Origin of the sequence: Lelliottia jeotgali, assembly GCF_016771845.1 — a bacterium.
Classification (GTDB): Bacteria; Pseudomonadota; Gammaproteobacteria; order Enterobacterales; family Enterobacteriaceae; genus Enterobacter; species Enterobacter jeotgali.
In genome coordinates, this window is the sequence record NZ_JAENMQ010000002.1 from 186741 (window position 1) to 209795 (window position 23055).

Genomic DNA, 23055 nt, shown 5'->3' on the forward strand with positions numbered 1-23055 from the left:
GGAACTGTCGGGTTAATCACAGGTAATCAGACAAAAAAATGCCGGTCGCTTGCGGGACCGGCATTTTCAAAACAGAGGGGATTATTCGACTTCTTTGGCGTCGATGCGCAGCTCTTTCGGCACTTCGAAGACGATATTCTCTTCGCGGCCTTCCAGCGGCACGGCCTCGCCACCGCCGAGTTCCTGCAAACGCTTTATCACGTTTTGCACCAGAATGTCCGGCGCAGAGGCTCCGGCAGTCACACCGACACAGGTCGCATCTTTCACCCAGGCTTCCTGGATATCGGTGGAGTCGTCGATCAGAAACGCCGCTTTCCCCATACGCTGCGCCAGTTCGGCCAGACGGTTAGAGTTGGAAGAGTTTTTGGAACCGACCACCAACACTACATCAGCCTGCTCCGCCAGCGCGCGAACCGCTTCCTGGCGGTTGGTAGTGGCGTAGCAGATGTCGTCTTTACGCGGCCCGACGATTTTCGGGAATCGGCTGCGCAGAGCATCGATCACATCTGACGTATCATCCACCGAGAGCGTGGTCTGAGTCATAAACGACAGGCGCGCTTCGTTTTTCACGTTCAGCGTCAGCACATCGTCTGGCGATTCAACCAGATACATCCCCCCTTCCGGGTTGCTGTACTGCCCCATCGTGCCTTCGACTTCCGGGTGACCGGCGTGGCCAATTAGAATCGACTCTTCACCGCGACGGCTGGCGCGAGCCACTTCCATATGGACTTTGGTCACTAATGGGCAGGTGGCATCGAACACGGTCAGGTCACGGCTTTTCGCTTCGTTACGCACCGCCTGAGAGACGCCGTGCGCCGAGAAGATCAGGATCGCACCGTCCGGCACTTCGCTGATCTGCTCGATAAAGATTGCGCCGCGCTCGCGCAGGCTGTCCACCACATAGCGGTTGTGCACCACTTCATGACGGACATAAATCGGCGCGCCGTAAATTTCCAGCGCGTTTTCAACAATGCTGATAGCGCGGTCTACTCCGGCACAAAAACCGCGCGGGTTAGCCAACAGGATCTGCATTCACTTCCTCCAGCGCCGGATCAATCTCCAGCACTTCAACATCAAAATGGACGGTACGCCCGGCAAGAGGATGGTTGAAATCAACGGTGATGGAGTCGCCATTAATTTCACGAATCACGCCAGGCATTTCGCTGCCATCCATTGCGGTAAAGAGCATAATCGCGCCGATTTCTGGCTCGCCTGCGTCCATAAATTCACGACGCGAGAAATACTGGATAAGATCCGGGGTCGGCACGCCAAACGCCGCATCAGGCTCCAGAGAGAAGGCTTTTTTCTCGCCCTCTTTCAAGCCTAGCAGCTGCTGCTCCAGGCCTTCCGAAAGAGAGGTATCGCCCAGGCGAAACAGCGCAGGTTTGCCATTATTGCGGGTCGATTCCGCAGTGGAGCCATCGTCCAGTTTCAGCGTGAAATGGACTAACACCGCGCTATTGCTCTGTATGGATTTTGACATGCCAGTTGCTCGCTTGTTTTGCCTCATCGGTTTGCCCGGTGGCACTTCGCTTACCGGGCCTACGGGAGGCGACAAATTCTGTAGGCCGGGTAAGCGAAGCGCCACCCGGCATTGACCTTACGCCTGTTTCTTCGCGGCTGCGTTCGGTAAAAAGCCTTCCAGCACAATCAGCGCCGCACCGATGCAAATCGCACTATCGGCCAGGTTGAAGGTGGCGAAGTGCCAGTCACCGACATAGAAGTCGATCATATCGACGACAAAGCCGTGCCACAGACGGTCGAACAGATTGCCCAGCGCGCCGCCAATGATCAGCGCGTAGGCGATATTGTTCAGCTTCTGCGTCGCTTTCGAGCGATACATCATGACCGCCAGAATTACGCAGATACCGAGTGCGATGCCTGCGAAGAACCAGCGTTGCCAGCCGCCGCTGTCGGCGAGGAAGCTAAACGCTGCGCCATAGTTGCGCGCGTAATGCAGATTAAGTGACGGGAACAGCGGGACCGTATCCCCCAGAGCAAAATTCTGGAGGATCAGGAACTTGCTGCCCAGATCAATAATCAGTACGACGACGACCAGCCACAGCCAGCGCAGTCCACTTTTACAGATTGATTGACTCATCAGGCAAACTTACGTTTTTCGCCATCACCGGCGATATTGCTGACACAGCGTCCACAGATATCTGCGTGTTCCGCCACCTGGCCGACGTCAGTGGTGTAATGCCAGCAGCGCGGGCATTTCTCACCTTCGGCTTTCACCAGCGCCACTTTCAGCCCTTTGAGCAGTTCGCTCTGCTGGGCGTCGGCGCTCGCCTGTGCATAATCGGCAACAGCTGCACCGGAGGTCAACAGGACAAATCGTAATTCGTCACCGAGAGCCGTCAGTTTCGCCGCCAGCTCTGGCTCAGCGTACAGGGTCACTGCCGCTTCCAAAGAACCGCCGACTTTCTTGTCAGCACGCGCCTGTTCGATCACCTTGTTCACTTCGCCGCGCACTTTGAGCAGCTCGTCCCAGAAGCCATCGTTCATCGCTTCGGTGTCGGCCAGACCAAACAGACCTTCGTACCACTCGCCGGTGAAGACGTATTTCTCGCGCTCGCCAGGCAGGTAAGCCCAGATTTCGTCGGCGGTGAAGGACATGATCGGTGCCATCCAGCGCACCAGCGCTTCTGCGATGTGGAACAGCGCAGTCTGGCAGCTACGACGCGCCACGCTGTCCGCTTTCGCGGTGTACTGGCGGTCTTTGATGATGTCGAGGTAGAACGAGCCCATTTCGATGGAGCAGAAACGCATCAGACGCTGCACCACTTCGTGGAAGTCGTAAGACTCGTAGGCTTTCAGGATATCTTCCTGCGCCGCTTGCGCACAGCCTACGGCCCAGCGATCCAGCACCACCATCTCTTCCGGTTTCACCATGTCTTTAACCGGATCGAAACCGTTCAGGTTAGCGAGCAGGAAGCGCGCGGTGTTACGGATACGACGATAGCTGTCGGCAGCACGTTTGAGGATCTCATCGGAAACCGCCATTTCGCCGGTATAGTCCGTTGAGGCCACCCACAGACGCAGAATGTCCGCGCCCAGTTTGTTCATCACGTCCTGCGGAGAAACGGTGTTACCGATGGATTTGGACATCTTGCGTCCCTGACCATCTACGGTAAAGCCGTGGGTCAGAACCTGACGGTACGGTGCTTTGCCTTTCATCGCAGTGGAGATCATCAGAGATGACATAAACCAGCCGCGGTGTTGGTCAGAGCCTTCCAGATACATATCGGCCGCGTGACCATAGAACTCAGGGCGCACATCCACAACAGATGAGTGGGTAGATCCGGAGTCGAACCACACGTCGAGGGTATCTGGCACTTTCTCGTAGTTAGCTGCGTCGTCGCCCAGGATCTCTTTAGAGTCCAGATCCCACCACGCCTGGATGCCATCCACTTCAACGCGTTTAGCAACTTCTTCCATCAGCTCCAGCGAGCGAGGGTGCAGTTCTTGCGTCTCTTTATGAACGAACAGGGACATCGGCACGCCCCAGGTACGCTGACGGGAGATACACCAGTCAGGGCGGTTAGCGACCATAGATTCGATACGCGCCTGGCCCCAATCTGGGATCCACTGGACGCCTTTGATCTCTTTCAGAGACTGCTCACGCAGGCCCTTCTGATCCATGCTAATGAACCACTGCGGGGTCGCACGGAAGATGATTGGCGACTTGTGACGCCAGCAGCACGGATAGCTGTGCTGCATCTTCTCAACGTGCAGCAGCGCGCCGCTGGTGCGCAGCATGTCGACGATAATGTCGTTAGCTTTGAAGACGTTGATACCGTCCAGCGCCGGGTAAGTGCCAGGCAGGTAAGAACCGTCCGGACCGACCGGGTTAGCGATTTCCAGACCGTATTTCAGGCTGATGTTGTAGTCGTCCGGGCCGTGGCCACCGGCGGTATGTACCGCACCGGTACCCGCTTCCAGAGTGACGTGATCGCCCAGGATTGCCGGGACGTCGAAATCAAGGAACGGATGTTTGAAGCGCAGCAGTTCCAGCTCAGCGCCGTTCACGGTACCCAGCACGGTGTATTCGCTGATATGAGCACGTTTCAGGACGCTCTCAACCAAGTCTTTCGCCAGGATCACCGCCTGACCTTCAACCTGCACCAGCGCATAGTCGAAATCAGCGGACAGAGAGATCGCGCGGTTTGCAGGCAGGGTCCACGGGGTGGTGGTCCAGATCACCAGAGAAATTGGGCCGTTGACGGAGGTCACGCCGAATTTGGCTTTCACCGCATCCTGATCAACCGCGTGGAAAGCCACGTCGATGGATGGAGAGGTTTTGTCGTAATATTCCACTTCCGCTTCTGCCAGTGCAGAGCGGCAGTCAACGCACCAGTGCACCGGCTTCGCGCCTTTATGCAGATGGCCGTTGCCGATGATTTTGCCCAGCGCGCGGATGATGTTGGCTTCAGTTTTGAAGTCCATCGTCAGGTATGGACGAGACCAGTCGCCCAGCACGCCGAGGCGGATAAAATCTTTACGCTGACCGTCAACCTGCGCAGCGGCGTATTCACGGCATTTTGCGCGGAACTCGGCGGCGGTGAATTTCTCACCCGGCTTACCGTATTCCTGCTCCACTTTCAGCTCGATCGGCAGACCGTGGCAATCCCAGCCCGGAACGTAAGGCGAGTCAAAACCGGTGAGTCCTTTGGACTTCACGATAATGTCTTTCAGAATCTTGTTTACAGAGTGACCAATATGAATGCTGCCATTCGCATATGGAGGGCCATCGTGCAGAATGAAGGTTTTTTTACCTTTCTTGGCTGCACGGATGATGCCGTACAGGTCATCATCGGTCCAACGCGCCAGCATTCCCGGTTCACGCTTGGCGAGATCGCCGCGCATCGGGAACCCTGTTTCCGGCAAATTCAGGGTTGATTTATAGTCACTCATCAGATTCTCGGTTCCGTATTTAAAACTCGTTCAGGCATTAAGCCGGGTTCGATAGCCCAAAAAATTCGCGGGCCGTTAACTCATCACGCGCGATTTGTGCTTTCAGCTCATCGAGCGATGCAAATCGCTGCTCATTGCGTATTTTTTTACGCAGGATAACTTCTATATGGCGGCCATAGAGGTCCATTACAACATCCAGCAGATGCACTTCGAGCTGCTGGCGTACGCCTGCCACCGTGGGACGGGTGCCAATATTGGCAACACCGGGCAACGGTTTATCACCCAGTCCGGTGACTTCTACCGCATACACCCCTTTTACCGGGGACACCTGACGGCGCAGCGGGACGTTCGCCGTCGGGAAACCTATTGTGCGACCTAACTCATCGCCATGCACGACACGACCTGAGATAGAGAACGGATGCCCTAACAGGTTCTCCGCCACATCCAGCTGATCGTCAGCCAGTGCCTGTCGCACCGCCGTGCTGCTCACGCGCACGCCGCCTTCGCAGAAGGTCATGGTGCTGGTGACATCAAAGCCATACTCCAGACCAGCCTTCTGTAATAACAAGAAATCGCCCTGACGACCAGCGCCGAAGCGGAAATCATCGCCCACGGCGAGAAATTGCACGCCCAGCCGTTTGACCAGCAACTCACCGACAAAATTTTGCGCCGTCAGTGCCGCAAAACGCCTGTCGAAGCGCACGCACAGGACGTAGTCCACGCCGCACTCCGCCAGATAGCGCAATTTCTCGCGCAGGCGAGTTAAGCGCGCGGGCGCTTTATCACCTGCAAACAGTTCCAGCGGTTGCGGTTCGAAAATCATCACCACGACCGGCAGCCCACGGGCCTGGCCCTCTTTACGCAATCCCTGCAACAGCGCCTGATGCCCACGATGCACGCCGTCGAAATTACCAATGGTCAGTACGCACCCGTGCGGCGCGTGACTGAGATTATGTATGCCGCGTATCAGCTTCATGACAGGCTCAAAACAGTGAAAAACGCCCGAGTATACCTTGTACAGCGATTAAGGTTAACCGGCGATTGTTGCCTCAAATCATAAAGCAGTAATGATTTCATGATGCTTACCATTAGGAGGCAAAAAAACTGCCAGCAAACTGCGTTTTTTACACCGAAAGACTGTATTCAGGTGAGACAAGCTGGTAGAATCCTGCGCCATCACTACGTAACGTAGCGTCGCCATTCAACGGCGCTTATTTGCACAAATCCATTGACAAAAGAAGGTATAGAGGGCATATTCCTCGGCCTTTGAATTGTCCACATAGATCATATTTGGGAGTTGGACTTGGCTAATATCAAATCAGCTAAGAAACGTGCCGTTCAGTCTGAAAAGGCTCGTAAGCACAATGCAAGCCGTCGCTCTATGATGCGTACTTTCATCAAGAAAGTATACGCAGCAATCGAAGCTGGCGACAAAGCTGCAGCGCAGAACGCATTTAACGAAATGCAACCAATTGTGGATCGTCAGGCTGCTAAAGGTCTGATCCACAAAAACAAAGCAGCGCGTCATAAAGCAAACCTGACCGCGCAGATCAACAAACTGGCTTAATCGCCACTTGTTGTTGCTTGTTGTAAAGAACCCGCTTAATGCGGGTTTTTTTATTGGCTCATTTTGGCGCTGGCGGCGTAAACAGCGTCGAGTAGTCGCCGTTACAAATCCTCTGTACCGCCGGATGCTGAATCATTCTCTCGGCAAAAATCGCGTGGTACTCTTCCATCACGTTATCCACCCGGCCAATCTCCGTGACCCTGTTGTCGGTATAAAGATCGTGCGCATACAGCGTCGGGGCAACGAAAATCGCGTTATGTGCTTCGCCAAAGGCTTTCATCAGCGCCGCATCATCAAACTCCCCCAGAATCTCAACCTTCAATCCCTGTGAGTTAAACCAGTTCAGCAATTTACGGCCTAACATCGAACGTCGCCCTGGTATGAGCAAACGTCGCTCCTCAAGGCAGGCAGGAAACGGTTTTTCTGGCGGCGGGTTGATGCACCAAAAACTCACACCACATTCGCCAATCTTCACTGAAAACAGCCCTTCCTGCTGGGTGGAGTCAATCGGGCAGTCCGAGATGATGATATCCAGCTTGTGCTGGCTCAGTTGCTCCAGCAGCATCTCATGAGTGGATTCAAAGCAGCGCAGATGGATTTGTTCATCGGCCACCACTGCCGCATCCAGCACGCCGCTCACCAGACGTTTAGATAGCGCATCCGCAACACCGACATCAAACAGCAGGTTGGACTCTTTGCGATAATTCACAATATCGAGCATTTCCTGGCTCAGGGTGAACATCTTGTCCGCGTAACGAAAAACCAGCTCACCCAACTCGCTCGGCTCAATCCCACGGCCTTTGCGTTTAAACAGTTTTCCTTGCAGGCGTTCTTCGAGCGCTTTTATCTGGCCGGTAATCGTCTGGGGCGTCAAATACAGAGCTTCCGCCGCGCCCACGACCGAGCCTTCTTTGTAGACATGCCAGAAATAGTACAGATGGTTGTAATTGATGTGAGACATTACGTAATCGCTCCCTGAGAATGTTGTCAGGAGAGGGCCTCTGCCCTCCCCCTTAGTCTGTTACGCCGGCTGCACCTGTCCTGACAGCTTCACCTTCAGTAAGGTGTAGCCGCTAAATGCCGCGAGCAACGAACCGGTTAAGATCCCAAGCTTAGCCCACACAATGAGCTGCGGATCGAGCGAATCAAACGCCAGTGTCGAGATGAAAATCGACATCGTAAAACCGATTCCGCACAGTACGCCGACCGCCATAATCTGCCGGAAAGTGGTTCCATTCGGCAGCGATGCCAGCTTCAGCTTCAGAGCCAGCCAGCAGAACAAGCTGATGCCCAGCGGCTTGCCAATAAACAGCCCGGCGATAATGCCCATCGGCAACATGGACGTCAGGCCACTTAGGGTCACGCCTTGCAGCGACACGCCCGCGTTGGCAAAAGCGAACAGCGGCAAGATCATAAACGCGACCCACGGATGCAGCACATGCTCCAGCGTTTTAGCCGGAGAGTTACCGTCCTGCTCTTTCAGCGGGACGAAGAAGCCGATAATGACGCCCGCCAGCGTCGCATGAACACCCGATTTCAGCACCGCCGTCCACAGCACAACGCCCACCAGCACGTAAAGGCCAATTCGGCGCACGTTAAAGATATTGAGCAACGCCAGCACCGCAATGGCGCCCGCCGCCACACTCAGCGACAAAATCGACAGCTCGCTGGTATAGAACAGGGCAATAATCACGATCGCGCCCAGGTCATCGATAATCGCCAGCGCCATCAGGAAAATCTTGAGCGCCACCGGCACACGACTGCCGAGCAGCGCCAACACGCCGAGCGCGAAGGCAATATCCGTGGCCGCCGGAATAGCCCAACCGTGACGCGCTACCGGGTCGTGGTAGTTAAACGCCAGATAGAGCAGCGCCGGTACCACCATACCGCCAAGCGCAGCGATAACCGGGAACGCAGCCCGTTGACGGCTGTTAAGAGAGCCCAGCACCAGCTCGCGCTTCACCTCCAGACCGACCAGCAGGAAGAACACGGCCATCAGCGCATCGTTGATCCACAGCAGCATGTTCTTGTTAATTTCCAGCGCACCCACGCGCAGCTCAACGGGTGTGTCCAGAAACGCATGATACGCGCCCTGGGTCGCCCCCAGGTTTGCCAGCACCATCGCAGCGACAGCGGCGATAATCAAAATGACGCCACCGGATGCCTCATTGCTGAAGAATCGTTGTAAAAGTTTCACTTTAGTTCTCTCTTTAAGACCATACCTCGATAAAACCATAATACCAAGGTAAACAGATCGAAAAAATCAGATTAATATTGAGCATAAGCTCGGTTTTACCGAGCTATACCGCGCAAAAAGAAAAAGCCCGGAATGGCTTCCGGGCTTTGAAAAATTCACACTCGCTAAGGTCTTAGCGGGTCAAATCATCGAAGAATTTTTTCACGCCATCGAAGAAGCTTTTAGAGCGCGGGCTGTTTTTCTCACCCGTTGGGCCGCCGAAGCTTTCCTGCAATTCTTTCAACAGCTGTTTCTGTTTGTCATTCAGGCTGACCGGTGTTTCAACAACCACGCGACACAGCAGGTCGCCCTGCGCTCCGCCACGAACGGACTTCACGCCTCTTCCACGCATGCGGAACAACTTGCCGGTTTGTGTTTCACCCGGAACTTTCAGGTTCACACGGCCATCCAGCGTAGGCACTTCGATTTCACCGCCCAGCGCTGCCATCGCAAAGTTGATCGGCACTTCACAGTACAGATTATTGCCTTCACGCTCGAAAATCGCGTGCTGCTTAACCTGGACCTGAACATACAAATCGCCTGCCGGTGCGCCATGCTCGCCTGCTTCACCTTCGCCTGAGAGACGAATGCGATCGCCGGTATCCACACCTGCCGGAATTTTAACGGACAGGGTTTTGGTCTTCTCAATGCGGCCATGACCGTGACATTTGTTGCACGGATCTTTAATCAGCGTACCGCGACCATGACAGTGCGGACAAGCCTGTTGAACCGCGAAGAAGCCCTGACGAATCTGCACCTGGCCGGAACCGTGACAGGTCGGACAGGTTTGCGGTTTAGTGCCCGCTTTCGCGCCGCTGCCGTGGCAGATATCACACTCTTCCAGCGTCGGAATACGGATCTCTTTGGTCACGCCGCGTACGGCTTCTTCCAGCGTCAGATCCATGTTGTAGCGCAGGTCCGCGCCGCGTGCCGCGCGCTGACGACCACGGCCACCGCCGAAGATATCACCGAAAACATCGCCAAAGATGTCGCCGAAATCAGCGCCACCGCCACCAAAGCCACCGCCGTATCCGCCGCCGCCCATGCCGCCCTGTTCAAACGCCGCATGACCGTACTGATCGTAGGCTGCACGTTTCTGAGCGTCGGTCAGGATCTCATACGCTTCTTTGATCTCTTTAAATTTGGCTTCGGCCTCTTTGTCACCCTGGTTACGGTCCGGGTGAAATTTCATGGCCAGGCGCTTGTACGCCTTTTTGATTTCACGCTCTTCCGCTGTTTTCGGAACGCCTAAAATCTCGTAATAGTCTTGCTTTGCCATTGGTTTTTTCAGCCCCTTAACATGCGAGCACGGGCGGAGAGGAAACCTCTTCGCCCGTGCTGATTAATTACCCTGCATCAGGGCGATTATTTTTTGTCTTTGACTTCTTCGAACTCAGCGTCGACAACGTCGTCGTCTTTCGCGTTGTTCGCGGAAGCACCCGCTTCAGCGCCAGCCTGCTGCTGTGCGTGCTGTTGCTGAGCGATTTCCATCAGCTTCTGGGACGCCTGCGCCAGTTCCTGCATCTTCGCTTCGATGTCCGCTTTGTCTTCGCCTTTCAGGGAAGTTTCCAGCGCGCTCAGTGCAGTCTCGATAGCGGTTTTGTCGTCAGCTGGCAGTTGTTCGCCTGCTTCTTCAACCTGCTTGCGAGTGCTGTGCAGCAGATGGTCACCCTGGTTACGGGTCTGAACCAGCTCTTCAAATTTACGGTCAGATTCAGCGTTTGCTTCCGCTTCACGAACCATTTTTTGAATCTCTTCTTCGTTCAGACCAGAAGAAGCCTTGATGGTGATCTTCTGCTCTTTACCGCTGTTTTTGTCCTTCGCGGAAACGTGCAGGATACCGTCAGCATCGATGTCGAAGGTGACTTCGATCTGTGGCATACCGCGCGGTGCCGGGCTGATACCGTCGAGGTTAAACTGGCCCAGATCTTTGTTATCCGCAGCACGTTTACGCTCACCCTGCAGCACATGGATGGTTACCGCAGACTGGTTGTCTTCAGCGGTAGAGAACACCTGGCTGTGCTTGGTCGGGATTGTGGTGTTTTTGGTGATCAGCGCAGTCATCACGCCGCCCATGGTTTCGATACCCAGCGACAGCGGGGTAACGTCCAGCAGCAGAACGTCTTTCACTTCACCGGTCAATACACCACCCTGAACCGCTGCACCGATTGCCACAGCTTCGTCCGGGTTAACGTCTTTACGCGGCTCTTTACCAAAGAATTCAGCCACTTTCTTCTGAACCATTGGCATACGCGTCTGACCACCGACCAGGATAACGTCCTGGATGTCAGAGACAGACAGGCCAGCGTCCTGCAGAGCAACTTTCAGCGGCTCGATAGAACGGTTCACCAGGTCTTCGACCAGGCTTTCCAGTTTTGCACGAGTCACTTTGATGTTCATGTGTTTTGGACCAGACGCATCTGCAGTGATGTACGGCAGGTTCACGTCGGTCTGCTGCGCAGAGGACAGCTCAATTTTGGCTTTTTCTGCGGCTTCTTTCAGGCGCTGCATGGCCAGCGGATCGTTACGCAGGTCAATGCCCTGATCTTTCTTAAATTCATCAACGAGGTAGTTGATCATACGGCTGTCGAAGTCTTCACCACCCAGGTGGGTATCACCGTTGGTTGCCAGAACTTCGAAGGTTTTTTCGCCGTCAACTTCGTCGATTTCGATAATAGAGATATCGAAAGTACCACCACCCAGGTCGTAAACCGCGATAGTACGGTTGCCAACTTCTTTATCCAGACCGTAAGCCAGTGCGGCTGCGGTAGGTTCGTTGATGATACGTTTGACTTCCAGACCCGCGATACGACCGGCATCTTTGGTAGCCTGACGCTGAGCATCGTTGAAGTATGCAGGTACAGTGATAACCGCTTCAGTCACCGGTTCGCCCAGGTAATCTTCAGCCGTTTTCTTCATTTTTTTCAGCACTTCAGCAGAGATCTGCGGAGGTGCCATTTTCTGACCCTTCACGTCGATCCATGCATCACCGTTGTCAGCACCGATGATTTTGTACGGCATGATAGCTTCATCACGCTGCACTTCTTCGTCCTGGAAGCGACGGCCAATCAGGCGTTTAATCGCAAACAGAGTGTTTTGCGGGTTAGTCACGGCCTGACGTTTAGCCGGCTGGCCAACCAGAGTTTCACCATCCTGGGTATAAGCAATGATAGAAGGCGTGGTGCGATCGCCCTCGGCGTTCTCCAGCACACGTGCAGTAGTGCCGTCCATAATCGCTACACAAGAGTTGGTAGTACCCAGGTCGATACCAATAATTTTACCCATCTAAACGTCTCCACTAAAAATTTGTTCATCATGTGGTTGTGAATCTGTAATAAGGGCGAAACGTGCGGTTTCAACTGCCCCAATTTGATTTTTTTCAGCTTCACTCACTGCGGTTGACTACAAGATGGGGTCGTAACGGCATCCATCAAGGGGGAAGGATAAAAAATTTTTTAATTTCACCCTGCTCAGATCATAGACGGCGAGGGTCGCGCTGATTATTATGCCGCGCCACGCCTGGGAGAGTAGGCGTGGATTTATCTATTTCACCATACTAATGATGATTTTTTGAGGACTTATGGGCAACACTAAGTTGGCTAATCCGGCTCCGCTGGGCCTGATGGGTTTCGGCATGACCACCATTCTGCTGAACCTGCATAACATCGGCTTATTCCCGATGGACAATGTTATCCTGGCGATGGGCATTTTTTACGGCGGTATCGCGCAAATCTTCGCGGGCCTGCTGGAATATAAAAAAGGCAACACCTTCGGTTTAACCGCATTCACCTCTTACGGCTCTTTCTGGCTGACTCTGGTCGCCATTCTGGTGATGCCAAATATGGGCTTTGCTCCAGCAAACGGACATTTCCTCGGCGTTTATCTGGGCCTGTGGGGCGTCTTCACCCTGTTCATGTTCTTCGGTACTCTGGTCGCCAACCGCGCCCTGCAGTTCGTGTTCCTGAGCCTGACCGTACTGTTCGCCCTGCTGGCGATTGGCCACCTGGCGGATAACGAAAGCATCGTTCACGTTGCTGGCTGGATTGGCCTGGTGTGTGGCGCAAGCGCTATCTACCTGGCAATGGGCGAAGTGCTGAACGAGCAATTTGGCCGCACCGTTCTGCCGATTGGTGAAAAACACTAATCTCCTTTCGTGCCCGTTTCGCGGGCACGAATCTCCCGCTTTAATTCTTCTGATTGATTCCGCGTTTTGCCGCTTTGTGGGACACTGTTTCTCCCTCTTTTTATTAAGACATTCCGTATGATGGCTCATGATCCGTCTCGCGCCTTTTGGCTGCATCGCTGGACTGCTTTACTGCTCACCGGGATTCTGGCGGGGCTGGGCGGTATGCTGCTCGCTATGTTACTGCATGAGATTCAACATCTGGTGTACGGATACAGCCAAACGCTCCTGATCAGTCCGCAGTCCTTTTTAGAGGGCGTGACGGATGCCAGCGCCCAGCGGCGTTTTCTTGCTCTCACTTCCGCAGGGTTGGTGGCGGGAATCGGCTGGTGGTTACTCGCTCGATTTGCAAAGCAACGCGTCAGCATCGGCGAAGCAATAAAAAACCCTGATAAACCAATGCCCGCCGTCACCACACTCATTAACGCACTGCTGCAAATTGTCACCGTCGCGATGGGCTCGCCGTTGGGCCGTGAAGTCGCTCCCCGCGAAGTCGGCGCACTGTTTGCTGGTGGCGTTGCCCGTCGATTGCACCTGAGCGCCGCCGATATCCAGCTGATGATCGCCTGCGGCGCGGGTGCCGGGCTGGCGGCGGTTTATAACGTTCCGCTGGCCGGAGCCATTTTTACTCTTGAGGTTTTACTCGTCAGTTTTAGCTGGGAGAAAGCCGTCGCAGCGCTGGTAACGTCTGCACTGGCGGCGTGGATCGCTACTCTGGGCCTGGGTGACGAACATCAGTACCACTTCACCACCGAAATCGCCGCCACCTCGCTGGTATTTTGGGGAGCGCTATCCGGCCCGCTGTTCGGCGGCGCAGCGTTTCTGTTTCGTCGCGTTACCCAGCGCGCACGCAGCAAAGTGCGTAGCAACTGGCAAATGCCGCTTTTTAGTCTGATCGCGTTTACCGCGCTGGGCGCATTATCCGTCTGGTTCCCGCAGTTGCCCGGCAACGGTAAAGGCCCGACGCAGCTCGCCTTTAGCGGCGATGTGACACTCCAGCTCGCCATCGCGATCCTCATTCTTAAAGTGGTGGTGATCTGGGCGGTACTGCGCGCCGGTGCTCAGGGCGGTTTGCTGACGCCAGGCCTCGCCGTGGGCGGCCTGCTCGGCTCGGTACTGTTTATTCTGCTGGGGAAAGCCTTCCCCGGAACCGATATGGCGAGTTTTGCATTAACAGGTGCGGCGGGTTTTCTCGCCGCCTCCCTGCAAATGCCGATCACCGCCGTTGTGCTGGTCATGGAATCCACCCGGATGGACCACAGTTTTCTGGTGCCGATGGCCCTGTGCGTGACGGGAGCCTATATGACCTGCCGACACCTGGAAGGCTGATTTTTGCACAAAACAGCAACCGCAGCTAAACGAGCTGCGCTCTTCTCATGATTTTAATTGATAAGCATTATCATCCCGAATATTGTCGCCGGGAGCATCCCCGGATATTGGATATCAGGCAGCAACTGGACAGGAACGTTTCGGGATAAACTACGATTCTGCTTTTGTTGCATAAGGTAAGCCAATGAGTTCCCCTCTTGTCGCCAGCGTGAAACCTGACGGATCGGCGGTGGCGTCACAGTACCGTAAAGTCGTGATGAAACGCTTTATCGTCGCAGGCGCGATCCTGCTGATGATCATCTTCTCGCTGCTGCTGGATTTTACCCTCGGGCCTTCCGGAATTTCCATCACCACCCTGTGGCACACGCTGTTTGATGCCGCCTCCGCAGACGCGGGCACGCGGGTGATTGTCTGGGATTTACGCCTGCCCTTCGCCCTGATGGCCGTGGTCGTGGGAATGGCGCTGGGCCTGGCGGGCGCTGAAATGCAAACCATTCTGAATAACCCGCTCGCCAGCCCGTTTACGCTGGGCGTCTCCTCTGCTGCCTCCTTTGGCGCCGCGCTGGCGATTATTCTTGGGCTGGGAATCCCCGGTATTCCCGATCAATGGTTTATCTCCGCCAATGCCTTTGTCTTTGCGCTAATGGCGTGCTTCGTTCTCGACGGCATCAGCCGCTGGACGCGCGTCGCCACCTCCGGCGTGGTGCTGTTTGGTATCGCCCTGGTCTTCACCTTTAACGCGCTGATCTCCATTTTGCAGTTTGTCGCCAGCGAAGATACCTTGCAGGGGCTGGTGTTCTGGACAATGGGCAGCCTGGCCCGCGCGTCGTGGGATAAACTCGCTATTCTGCTCGTGGTGTTAATCATCGTCGTCCCGCTGTCGCTGAAAAACGCGTGGAAGCTCACCGCCCTGCGCCTTGGCGAAGACAGGGCCGTGAGTTTTGGCATCAACGTGCGCAAACTACGACTGGCGACGCTGCTACGCATCAGCGTTATCTCGGCGCTGACGGTGGCGTTTGTCGGCCCGGTCGGGTTTATAGGTCTGGTCGCCCCGCATATTTCACGCATGATGTTTGGCGAAGACCATCGCTTTTACCTGCCTGGCAGCATGCTGATCGGCGCGCTGGTGCTCTCGCTGGCCTCGGTTCTGTCCAAAAATATCGTTCCCGGCGTCATCATTCCGGTTGGAATCGTCACCTCACTGGTCGGCGTGCCGTTCTTCCTGAGCATCATTATTCGTCACCGGGGGACGCTGTAATGGATGGATTGATCGTCACCAACCTGCACACCGGCTATCGCAAAAAGAAAATCATCGACGGGCTGACTACGCCCCTGCTGCCGCGCGGAAAAATCACCGCGTTATTAGGGCCAAACGGTTCGGGGAAATCGACGCTGCTGCGCGCGATGGCCGATCTGAATCCTGCCCAGGGCAAGCTTGAACTGAACGGCGAAGATTTGATGACGTTGCCCTCCGCGCAGCGGGCGCAAAAAGTGGTGTATTTGCCGCAGTCGCTCCCGGCAGGCGTGCATCTGCATGCCCTGGAGTCGGTGATTGTCGCGAGACGCGCCAGCGGCTCTCCCGTTGACAGCAACGCCGGGGAGGAAGCTTTTGCGATCCTGGAAAAACTCGGCGTCGCCCATCTGGCAATGAGTTATCTCGACCAGCTTTCCGGCGGACAAAAACAGCTGATTGGCCTGGCCCAGTCGCTGATCCGCCAGCCCGATCTTCTGCTTCTGGATGAACCGCTCAGCGCCCTCGATCTCAACTATCAGTTTCACGTCATGGACATCGTTGCCCGCGAAACGCGACTGCGCAATATCGTGACGGTGGTGGTGATCCACGACATCAATATCGCGCTACGCCACGCCGAATATGCGGTGATGCTCAAAGAAGGCGCGCTGGTTGCGAGCGGCATTCCACGCGAGGTGGTCACGCCTGCAAATCTGGCGACGGTCTACGGCGTAAAAGGCCGGGTGGAACAATGTTCACAAGGGCTGCCGCATGTGGTGGTCGGTGGGTTAACAACATCACAATAAACGTGAGACGGGGAAGTATGAACATTAAGAAGACAATCTTCGGCGCAGTGCTGCTGCTCTCGCCGCTGCTGGCGATGGCGCAAAACTGGCCTGTGACCGTGAAGGATATGGATAACCGCACGGTGACGATCCCTCAGGAGCCGCAACGCATTATCTTGCAGGATGGCCGCGATATTCTGACGCTGGCAATGCTGGAGCGCGACGATCCTTTCGCCAAAGTGGTGGCGTGGAACAACCTGCCGAAGAAACAGGACACCGAAACCTGGAACGTGCTGAAGCGCAAATGGCCAGAAGCCGAGAAGATCCTCGATATGCAGTTCTCGGATCAGGGGAATGTCGATCTTGAAACGGTGATCTCGCGCCATCCGGATCTGATGATTGCCCAGCTGCGCGCTAAACCGTCATTGACGCAAAGCGGTGTGTTAACCCAGCTTGAGGCCCTGCACATCCCGGTAGTCTTCGTCGATTACGAGCTGCATCCGGTGGAAAACACCCTGCCGAGCATTGATCTGCTGGGCAAGGTGTTAGGCCAGACTGATCGTGCGCAGGCCTATGTCGATTTCTATCAGCAGCGTCTGGACCGGATTCATCAGCGCCTGACGGAAGCAGAGAAAAAACCACTGGTGTTTATCGAGCCGATCGCTGGCGTGGCCGGACTGGATAACGGCTGCTGTTTCACCCACGCACACAACGGCTGGGGCGGACTGGTGGAAGCCGCAGGCGGCGTGAATATTGGCTCGCAACTGCTGCCGGGCGCAACCGGGAATATCTCGGTGGAGAAAATTATTTCCCTGAATCCAGATTACTACCTGATGACCGGTTCAAAACGCTCAGGCAAAGGCACCGCGATTATTCCGTTTGGCTACAACGTGGCGGAAAGTGATGTCGCTAGCGCCTTTAATGCGCTGGTTGCGCGTCAGGGCGTGAGCAGCATCCCTGCCGTTGCAGAAGGGCATACCGGCGCGTTGTACCATCATTTTTACAACAATCCGTACAACATCATTGCTATTGAAGCGTTGAGTAAAATCTTCTACCCAACGCTTTTTAAAGATGTTGATCCACAGGCGGACTATCACGAGCTGATCAAAAGCTTTACGCATATCCCGGATGACAACATCATCCTGAGCTTTACCCCTCATTAGCCTGCGCGTGCGCCATCAACTGATGGCGCTCACCGCGAAGCCAGATCCCAAGCCCTAACCCCATCAGCGAAAGTGCCAGCACGTACCAGGCCGGCGCCATCGGCGACGCGCCCATCAGTAGCGTGACGGCAATCGGCGTTAAGCCGCCAAAAATGGCGTACGAAACGTTGTAGGAAAATGATATCCCTGTGAAGCGCACTTCCGCCGGGAAAGCACGAACCATGACGTAAGGCACTGCCCCGACAACGCCGACGCACAGCCCCACCACGCCGTAGAGCAGGAACAGCTGTTCCGGGTGTGCGCCCGCCAGGTGATAGAACGCCCAGCTCGATGCGGCCAGTAGAAGGCTGCCGACGATAAACGTGCGGCTGGCACCGAAGCGATCCGCCGCCAGGCCGGCAATCAGACAGCCAAAGCACAGCATAATGGTGGCAATGCTGTTGGCCTGCAGCGTTACCGCGGGAGCAAAGCCGTACTGTTTTTGCAGCCAGACCGGCGACATCAAAATCACCACCACAATTCCTGCGGACAGCAGCCAGGTGAGCAGCATGGAAATCACCACCGCTTTCTGATGGCGCACCACCACGGCTTTCACCGGAAGTTCCTGCGCCAGCGCTTTACGCTGCTGCATCTCAAGGAAAATTGGCGTCTCCTGTAACCAGCGGCGCAGATACATCGCCACCAGGCCAAACGCCCCTCCAAGCAGGAACGGAATACGCCAGCCCCACTCATGCACAGCCTGTGGGGTCATGCTGGTATTGACGAGCGTCGCAACGACCGAGCCGAGCAAAATACCGACGGTCAGCCCGGCGGTTAATGTCCCGCAGGCAATCCCGATGCGACGCGCCGGAACGTGTTCAGCGACAAACACCCATGCGCCCGGCACTTCGCCGCCAATCGCCGCGCCCTGCAAAATGCGCATCAATAGCAGCAATACCGGCGCAACAATGCCCATCGAGGCATACGTCGGCAGCAAGCCAATCGCCAGCGTCGGGACCGCCATCAGCAGAATACTGAGGGTGAACATTTTTTTGCGCCCGACCAAATCGCCAAAGTGCGCCATGATAATGCCGCCCAACGGACGCGCCAGATAGCCCGCAGCAAATATGCCGAAGGTCTGAACCTGACGCAGCCATTCAGGGATATCCGCCGGGAAGAAGAGTTCCCCTACCACGGCGGCAAAGAAGACGAAAATGATGAAATCGTAAAACTCCAGCGCGCCGCCGAGAGCCGCGAGCGTGAGCGTTTTGTAGTCCTGACGATTCAGAGGCCGGGTGTAATGTGACATAGCGAACCTTTTACCAGCGGTGTTGATTTAGTTTTACAGTAATCGTAAAGAAAAAATGACTATACCGTAAATAAATTAACACGCCATTGAGGCTGTAGCTTATGTCACAAACGCATTCATTTCAGGATAATGTTTCGCGACGTGCGCTTTTCGGGCGAAAAGCTGCTACCACTTGCGGATCGGTCTCGACGTAAGGGCCGTCAAGCAGCTGTATACAATACGGTACACTGGCAAAAATCCCCGCCACCACCACTTTGCCATCTTCGGCTTTTACACCTTCCAGCGTCTCTTTGATCGACTTCGGCTGGCCCGGCAGATTGAGGAGCAGCGCCTGTTTGCGGATAACCCCCACCTGGCGCGACAGGATCGCCGTCGGCACAAAGTGCAGGCTTATCTGACGCATCTGCTCGCCGAAACCAGGCATTTCGCGATCGGCTACCGCCATTGTCGCATCAGGCGTGACATCGCGACGCGCCGGGCCTGTTCCGCCGGTGGTCAGCACCAGATGGCAGCTCATTTCGTCCACCAGCTCGCACAGGGTTTGCTCGATTATCGGCTGTTCATCCGGGATCAGACGGGTTTGCAGTTCAAAAGGTGTGGTGAGCGCGGCTGCCAGCCACTCTTCCAGAGCCGGGATGCCTTTATCGGCATAAACGCCGCTGGACGCGCGGTCAGAAATCGACACTAAGCCGATGCGTAAGGTATTCATATCTATTCCCTTCATAACAATACTGATTAAGAGGAATGATACACGCAGAGGGGGAAATCAGACAGGGGACGAACGAAGTAACATGGCCGGACAAACGCCCGGCCATGAAGAATGATTACAGCAGATCGCCGATCATTTTTTCCAGTTTTTCCTGGTCAACAGCAAACTTACGGATACCGTCCGCCAGTTTGTCTACCGCCATTGGATCCTGGTTGTGCTGCCACAGGAACTGGGATTCAGTGATGCGTTCTGGACGCGCTTTCACTTCGCCGGTGTAGCTCAGTTTACGCTCCAGTGCGCCTTCGCTCTCTGCCAGCTCTTTCAGCAGCGCAGGGGCGATGGTCAGACGGTCACAGCCAGCCAGCTCGATGATTTCACCGACGTTACGGAAGCTTGCGCCCATGACGACAGTCTCATAACCGTGCTGTTTGTAGTATTCGTAGATTTCAGTCACAGAAACCACGCCTGGATCTTCTGATGCTGCGTACTCTTTCTTGTCGGTGTTGGCTTTGTACCAGTCCAGAATACGGCCCACAAACGGAGAAATCAGGTACACGCCTGCTTCTGCACACGCACGCGCCTGAGCGAAGGAGAACAGCAGAGTCAGGTTACAGTTGATGCCTTCTTTTTCCAGCTGTTCTGCAGCGCGGATGCCCTGCCAGGTGGAAGCCAGTTTGATCAGAATACGATCGTTGCTGATGCCCGCATCGTTATACAGTTTGATCAGGTGCTTGGCTTTAGCGATAGACGCTTCGGTGTCGTAGGACAGACGCGCGTCAACTTCGGTAGAAATACGACCCGGAACCAGTTTCAGGATTTCCAGACCGATATTCACAGCCAGTTTGTCAGTTGCATCCACAACCTGCTGCGCACGATCGTTGCTCTGGCTTTTCGCCCAGGTCACAGCTTCGTCGATCAGTTTGCGGTACTCAGGGATCTGCGCGGCGTTAAGAATCAGAGAAGGGTTAGTTGTGGCATCCTGCGGCTGGTACAACTTCATTGCCGCGATATCTCCGGTGTCAGCTACGACAGTGGTGAACTGACGAAGGGAGGTCAATTTATCCGTCATGATAGTGTTTCTCTTTTAACGTGCCCTGGATAATTCACGCTACCGACAGCCTGCCAGCAGCGGAAAAATGACAGGTTTACTTGTTAGGGGGATGTAACCGGTCTGCCCTGATGATAACACGACGGAATGACAGCGCAACCGCAGACAGTGCGCTTACTGATAGTATGGTAAACTCGAAATATTAACAGCCTGCTAATTAACAGCGTGCTCATTCAGCGTTACCGCGTATCTATTCAGTGGCATCAACAAGAGGGACGTTAATGCCTGATTTCTTCGCTTTTATTAATGAAGTCCTGTGGGGCTCAGTAATGATCTATTTATTACTGGGGGCCGGAATTTGGTTTACCGTCCGCAGCGGTTTTATTCAATTTCGCTATATTCGCCAGTTTGGCAAAAGTCTTAAAAACAGCGTCAGCCCACAGCCCGGTGGATTAACCTCCTTTCAGGCGCTTTGCACCAGCCTTGCCGCGCGCGTCGGCAGTGGGAATTTAGCCGGTGTCGCGCTTGCCATCAGCGCGGGCGGTCCTGGCGCGGTGTTCTGGATGTGGGTTACGGCCATGATTGGTATGGCGACCTCCTTTGCTGAGTGCTCATTGGCACAACTCTACAAAGAGCGCGATAAAAACGGTCAGTTTCGCGGCGGCCCGGCCTGGTATATGTCCCGAGGCCTTGGAATGCGCTGGATGGGCGTCCTGTTTTCAATCTTCCTTCTCGTGGCTTATGGCCTCATTTTTAACACCGTGCAAGCCAACTCAGTGGCCCACGCGCTGCGCTATGCGTTCGACTTCCCTGAATGGATAACAGGCGTTTCCCTTGCCGTACTCACACTCTTAGTCATCGTGACCGGAATCAGAGGCGTTGCACGCCTGATGCAGTGGATGGTTCCGGTGATGGCGCTGCTGTGGGTGATCGCCAGCCTCGTGGTGACGGCCATGCATATTGAACAGGTTCCGGCGGTGATTGCCGCAATATTTAAAGCCGCATTTGGCTGGCAAGAGGCCGCAGCAGGCGCGCTGGGATACACCGTCAGCCAGGCGCTGACGGCGGGCTTTCAGCGCGGCATGTTCTCGAATGAAGCAGGAATGGGCTCCACGCCGAATGCCGCAGCGGCAGCGGCATCATGGCCCCCGCATCCGGCAGCGCAGGGGATCGTGCAGATGATCGGGGTGTTTACCGATACCATCATCATCTGTTCGGCCAGCGCAATGATTGTTCTGCTGGCAGGGCCTGTCGCTCATACGTCGAGCACCGCAGGCATCCAGCTTGTTCAGCAGGCGCTGGTCAATTTGTCCGGCACCTGGGGCGCGGGATTTGTCTCGCTGATTGTCATGCTGTTTGCCTTCAGCTCTATCGTCGCCAATTACATTTATGCCGAAAACAATCTGATATTCCTGCGTCTCGATTCGCGTAAAACGCTGTGGTTTTTGCGCATTGGTATCGCGGGAATGGTGCTGATCGGCTCGGTGATGAGCCTGCCATTGGTCTGGCAACTGGCGGATGTGATTATGGCGCTGATGGCCATTACCAACCTGACGGCAATTTTGCTGCTGTCGCCGGTGGTGACGCTCATCGCCCGCGACTATTTGCGCCAGCGCAAGCTCGGGGTTCAGCCAGTGTTTGACGCCACCCGTTATCCGGAAATTGAGTCACAAATTGCGCCGGGAAGTTGGGATGATTTGCCACGTCAATAACAGCCATCGATCTCATCAGGCCATTTTTTTGCTAAAGTCGCACTAAATTTCCTGCAAGGACTGGATATGCTGATTCTGATTTCACCTGCAAAAACGCTCGATTTCCAGAGCCCGCTCGCCACCGAGCGCTATACCCAGCCCGAACTGCTGGACCATTCACAGCAGCTGATCCGTGAGGCGCGTAAACTTTCCGCCCCGCAGATCGGCAAGCTGATGAGCATCAGCGACAAACTGGCCGATCTCAACGCCACCCGCTTCCACGACTGGCACCCGGACTTCACGCCGAAAAATGCCCGTCAGGCGATCCTCGCGTTTAAAGGCGATGTTTACACCGGATTACAGGCCGAAGAGTTCAGCGAAGCCGATTTCGATTTTGCCCAGCAGCATTTGCGCATGCTTTCAGGTTTATACGGCGTGCTGCGCCCGCTGGATCTGATGCAGCCGTATCGCCTGGAGATGGGTATCCGTCTGGAAAACGCCAAAGGCAAAGATCTTTACCACTTCTGGGGCGATATCATCACCGAGAAACTGAACGACGCGCTGAAAGCGCAGGGCGATAACATCGTCATCAACCTGGCGTCCGACGAATACTACAAATCCGTGAAGCCGAAAAAGCTCAACGCGGAAGTCATCAAGCCGGTATTTTTGGATGAGAAGAACGGCAAGTTTAAAGTGATCAGCTTCTACGCCAAAAAAGCGCGTGGGCTGATGAGCCGCTACATCATTGAGAACCGCCTGACGAAGCCAGAGCAGTTGACCCAATTTAACACTGACGGGTATGTCTTTGACGGCGAAGCGTCAGGGAAAGGCGAGCTGGTGTTTAAGCGGCACGAGCAGTAATTTCCCCGGTGGCGCTACGCTTACGTAGGCCTGATAAGCGCAGCGCC

The 23055-nt window shown here is 55.1% G+C and carries 20 protein-coding genes; 8 read left to right on the forward strand and 12 right to left on the reverse strand.

What is annotated here, in order from left to right; genetic code table 11:
- Positions 1–81: 81 nt before the first annotated feature.
- From ispH to ribF, 5 genes are all read right to left on the reverse strand, one after another.
- Positions 82–1032, reverse strand: coding sequence for a 4-hydroxy-3-methylbut-2-enyl diphosphate reductase (gene ispH / locus JBO43_RS07280; protein WP_103949159.1), 951 nt, complete (start codon positions 1030–1032; stop codon positions 82–84).
- Positions 1013–1483 (reverse strand): FKBP-type peptidyl-prolyl cis-trans isomerase, encoded by a 471-nt coding sequence (fkpB, locus tag JBO43_RS07285; protein WP_095280714.1) that lies wholly within the window; start codon positions 1481–1483, stop codon positions 1013–1015. The genes ispH and fkpB overlap by 20 nt, the downstream gene beginning before the upstream one ends.
- Before the next feature lie 117 nt (positions 1484–1600).
- On the reverse strand, positions 1601–2101 hold the full coding sequence (gene lspA / locus JBO43_RS07290) for a signal peptidase II (protein WP_095280713.1): 501 nt from the start codon (positions 2099–2101) through the stop codon (positions 1601–1603).
- Entirely contained in the window at positions 2101–4917 is a 2817-nt protein-coding gene (gene ileS, locus JBO43_RS07295) for an isoleucine--tRNA ligase (RefSeq protein WP_095280712.1), read from the reverse strand. The genes lspA and ileS overlap by 1 nt, the downstream gene beginning before the upstream one ends.
- Before the next feature lie 37 nt (positions 4918–4954).
- A complete protein-coding gene (gene ribF / locus JBO43_RS07300; RefSeq protein ID WP_095280711.1) occupies positions 4955–5893 on the reverse strand; it encodes a bifunctional riboflavin kinase/FAD synthetase in 939 nt (312 codons plus the stop codon).
- Positions 5894–6220: 327 nt separating this feature from the next.
- On the opposite strand from ribF, the gene rpsT reads away from it, so the two are divergent.
- Entirely contained in the window at positions 6221–6484 is a 264-nt protein-coding gene (gene rpsT, locus JBO43_RS07305; RefSeq protein WP_003856458.1) for a 30S ribosomal protein S20, read from the forward strand.
- 58 nt (positions 6485–6542) lie between these two features.
- On the opposite strand, the gene nhaR is transcribed toward rpsT, so the two are convergent.
- The 4 genes from nhaR to dnaK all read right to left on the reverse strand — a co-directional run bounded on the left by nhaR (position 6543) and on the right by dnaK (position 12005).
- Entirely contained in the window at positions 6543–7445 is a 903-nt protein-coding gene (gene nhaR, locus JBO43_RS07310) for a transcriptional activator NhaR (RefSeq protein ID WP_095280710.1), read from the reverse strand.
- A gap of 60 nt (positions 7446–7505) precedes the next feature.
- Complete coding sequence (nhaA, locus tag JBO43_RS07315) at positions 7506–8681, reverse strand: Na+/H+ antiporter NhaA (protein ID WP_095280709.1); 1176 nt, start codon at positions 8679–8681, stop codon at positions 7506–7508.
- A gap of 172 nt (positions 8682–8853) precedes the next feature.
- Positions 8854–9999, reverse strand: coding sequence for a molecular chaperone DnaJ (gene dnaJ, locus JBO43_RS07320; protein ID WP_095280708.1), 1146 nt, complete (start codon positions 9997–9999; stop codon positions 8854–8856).
- An 86-nt stretch (positions 10000–10085) separates the two neighbouring features.
- Entirely contained in the window at positions 10086–12005 is a 1920-nt protein-coding gene (gene dnaK / locus JBO43_RS07325) for a molecular chaperone DnaK (protein ID WP_095280707.1), read from the reverse strand.
- Between the two features lie 295 nt (positions 12006–12300).
- On the opposite strand from dnaK, the gene satP reads away from it, so the two are divergent.
- The 5 genes from satP to JBO43_RS07350 all read left to right on the forward strand — a co-directional run bounded on the left by satP (position 12301) and on the right by JBO43_RS07350 (position 17411).
- On the forward strand, positions 12301–12864 hold the full coding sequence (gene satP / locus JBO43_RS07330) for an acetate uptake transporter (RefSeq protein WP_095280706.1): 564 nt from the start codon (positions 12301–12303) through the stop codon (positions 12862–12864).
- 117 nt (positions 12865–12981) lie between these two features.
- A complete protein-coding gene (locus JBO43_RS07335; protein ID WP_202674015.1) occupies positions 12982–14232 on the forward strand; it encodes a chloride channel protein in 1251 nt (416 codons plus the stop codon).
- 256 nt (positions 14233–14488) lie between these two features.
- Positions 14489–15490: a FecCD family ABC transporter permease gene (locus tag JBO43_RS07340; RefSeq protein WP_407929812.1), complete on the forward strand. Its 1002-nt coding sequence runs from the start codon at positions 14489–14491 to the stop codon at positions 15488–15490.
- Positions 15490–16269, forward strand: a complete 780-nt coding sequence (locus JBO43_RS07345) for an ABC transporter ATP-binding protein (protein ID WP_202674017.1) — start codon at positions 15490–15492, stop codon at positions 16267–16269. Before JBO43_RS07340 ends, JBO43_RS07345 begins: the two co-directional genes overlap by 1 nt.
- Before the next feature lie 17 nt (positions 16270–16286).
- Positions 16287–17411: an ABC transporter substrate-binding protein gene (locus JBO43_RS07350; protein WP_202674018.1), complete on the forward strand. Its 1125-nt coding sequence runs from the start codon at positions 16287–16289 to the stop codon at positions 17409–17411.
- Here the strand turns inward: JBO43_RS07350 and JBO43_RS07355 are convergent.
- The 3 genes from JBO43_RS07355 to tal form a co-directional block, all read right to left on the reverse strand.
- A complete protein-coding gene (locus tag JBO43_RS07355; RefSeq protein WP_103947129.1) occupies positions 17398–18699 on the reverse strand; it encodes an MFS transporter in 1302 nt (433 codons plus the stop codon). The two genes, JBO43_RS07350 and JBO43_RS07355, sit on opposite strands and share 14 nt — an antisense overlap.
- A 121-nt stretch (positions 18700–18820) precedes the next feature.
- Positions 18821–19408 carry a molybdopterin adenylyltransferase gene (gene mog / locus JBO43_RS07360; RefSeq protein ID WP_202674019.1) on the reverse strand — a complete coding sequence of 196 codons (588 nt, stop codon included), beginning with the start codon at positions 19406–19408 and terminating at the stop codon, positions 18821–18823.
- A gap of 115 nt (positions 19409–19523) precedes the next feature.
- Positions 19524–20477, reverse strand: a complete 954-nt coding sequence (gene tal / locus JBO43_RS07365) for a transaldolase (protein ID WP_095280699.1) — start codon at positions 20475–20477, stop codon at positions 19524–19526.
- 260 nt (positions 20478–20737) lie between these two features.
- Here tal and JBO43_RS07370 point away from each other — a divergent pair, with 260 nt between their 5' ends.
- On the forward strand, positions 20738–22168 hold the full coding sequence (locus JBO43_RS07370; RefSeq protein WP_202674020.1) for an alanine/glycine:cation symporter family protein: 1431 nt from the start codon (positions 20738–20740) through the stop codon (positions 22166–22168).
- A gap of 66 nt (positions 22169–22234) precedes the next feature.
- Positions 22235–23008 carry a peroxide stress protein YaaA gene (yaaA, locus tag JBO43_RS07375; protein ID WP_202674021.1) on the forward strand — a complete coding sequence of 258 codons (774 nt, stop codon included), beginning with the start codon at positions 22235–22237 and terminating at the stop codon, positions 23006–23008.
- The last annotated feature ends 47 nt before the right edge of the window (positions 23009–23055 follow it).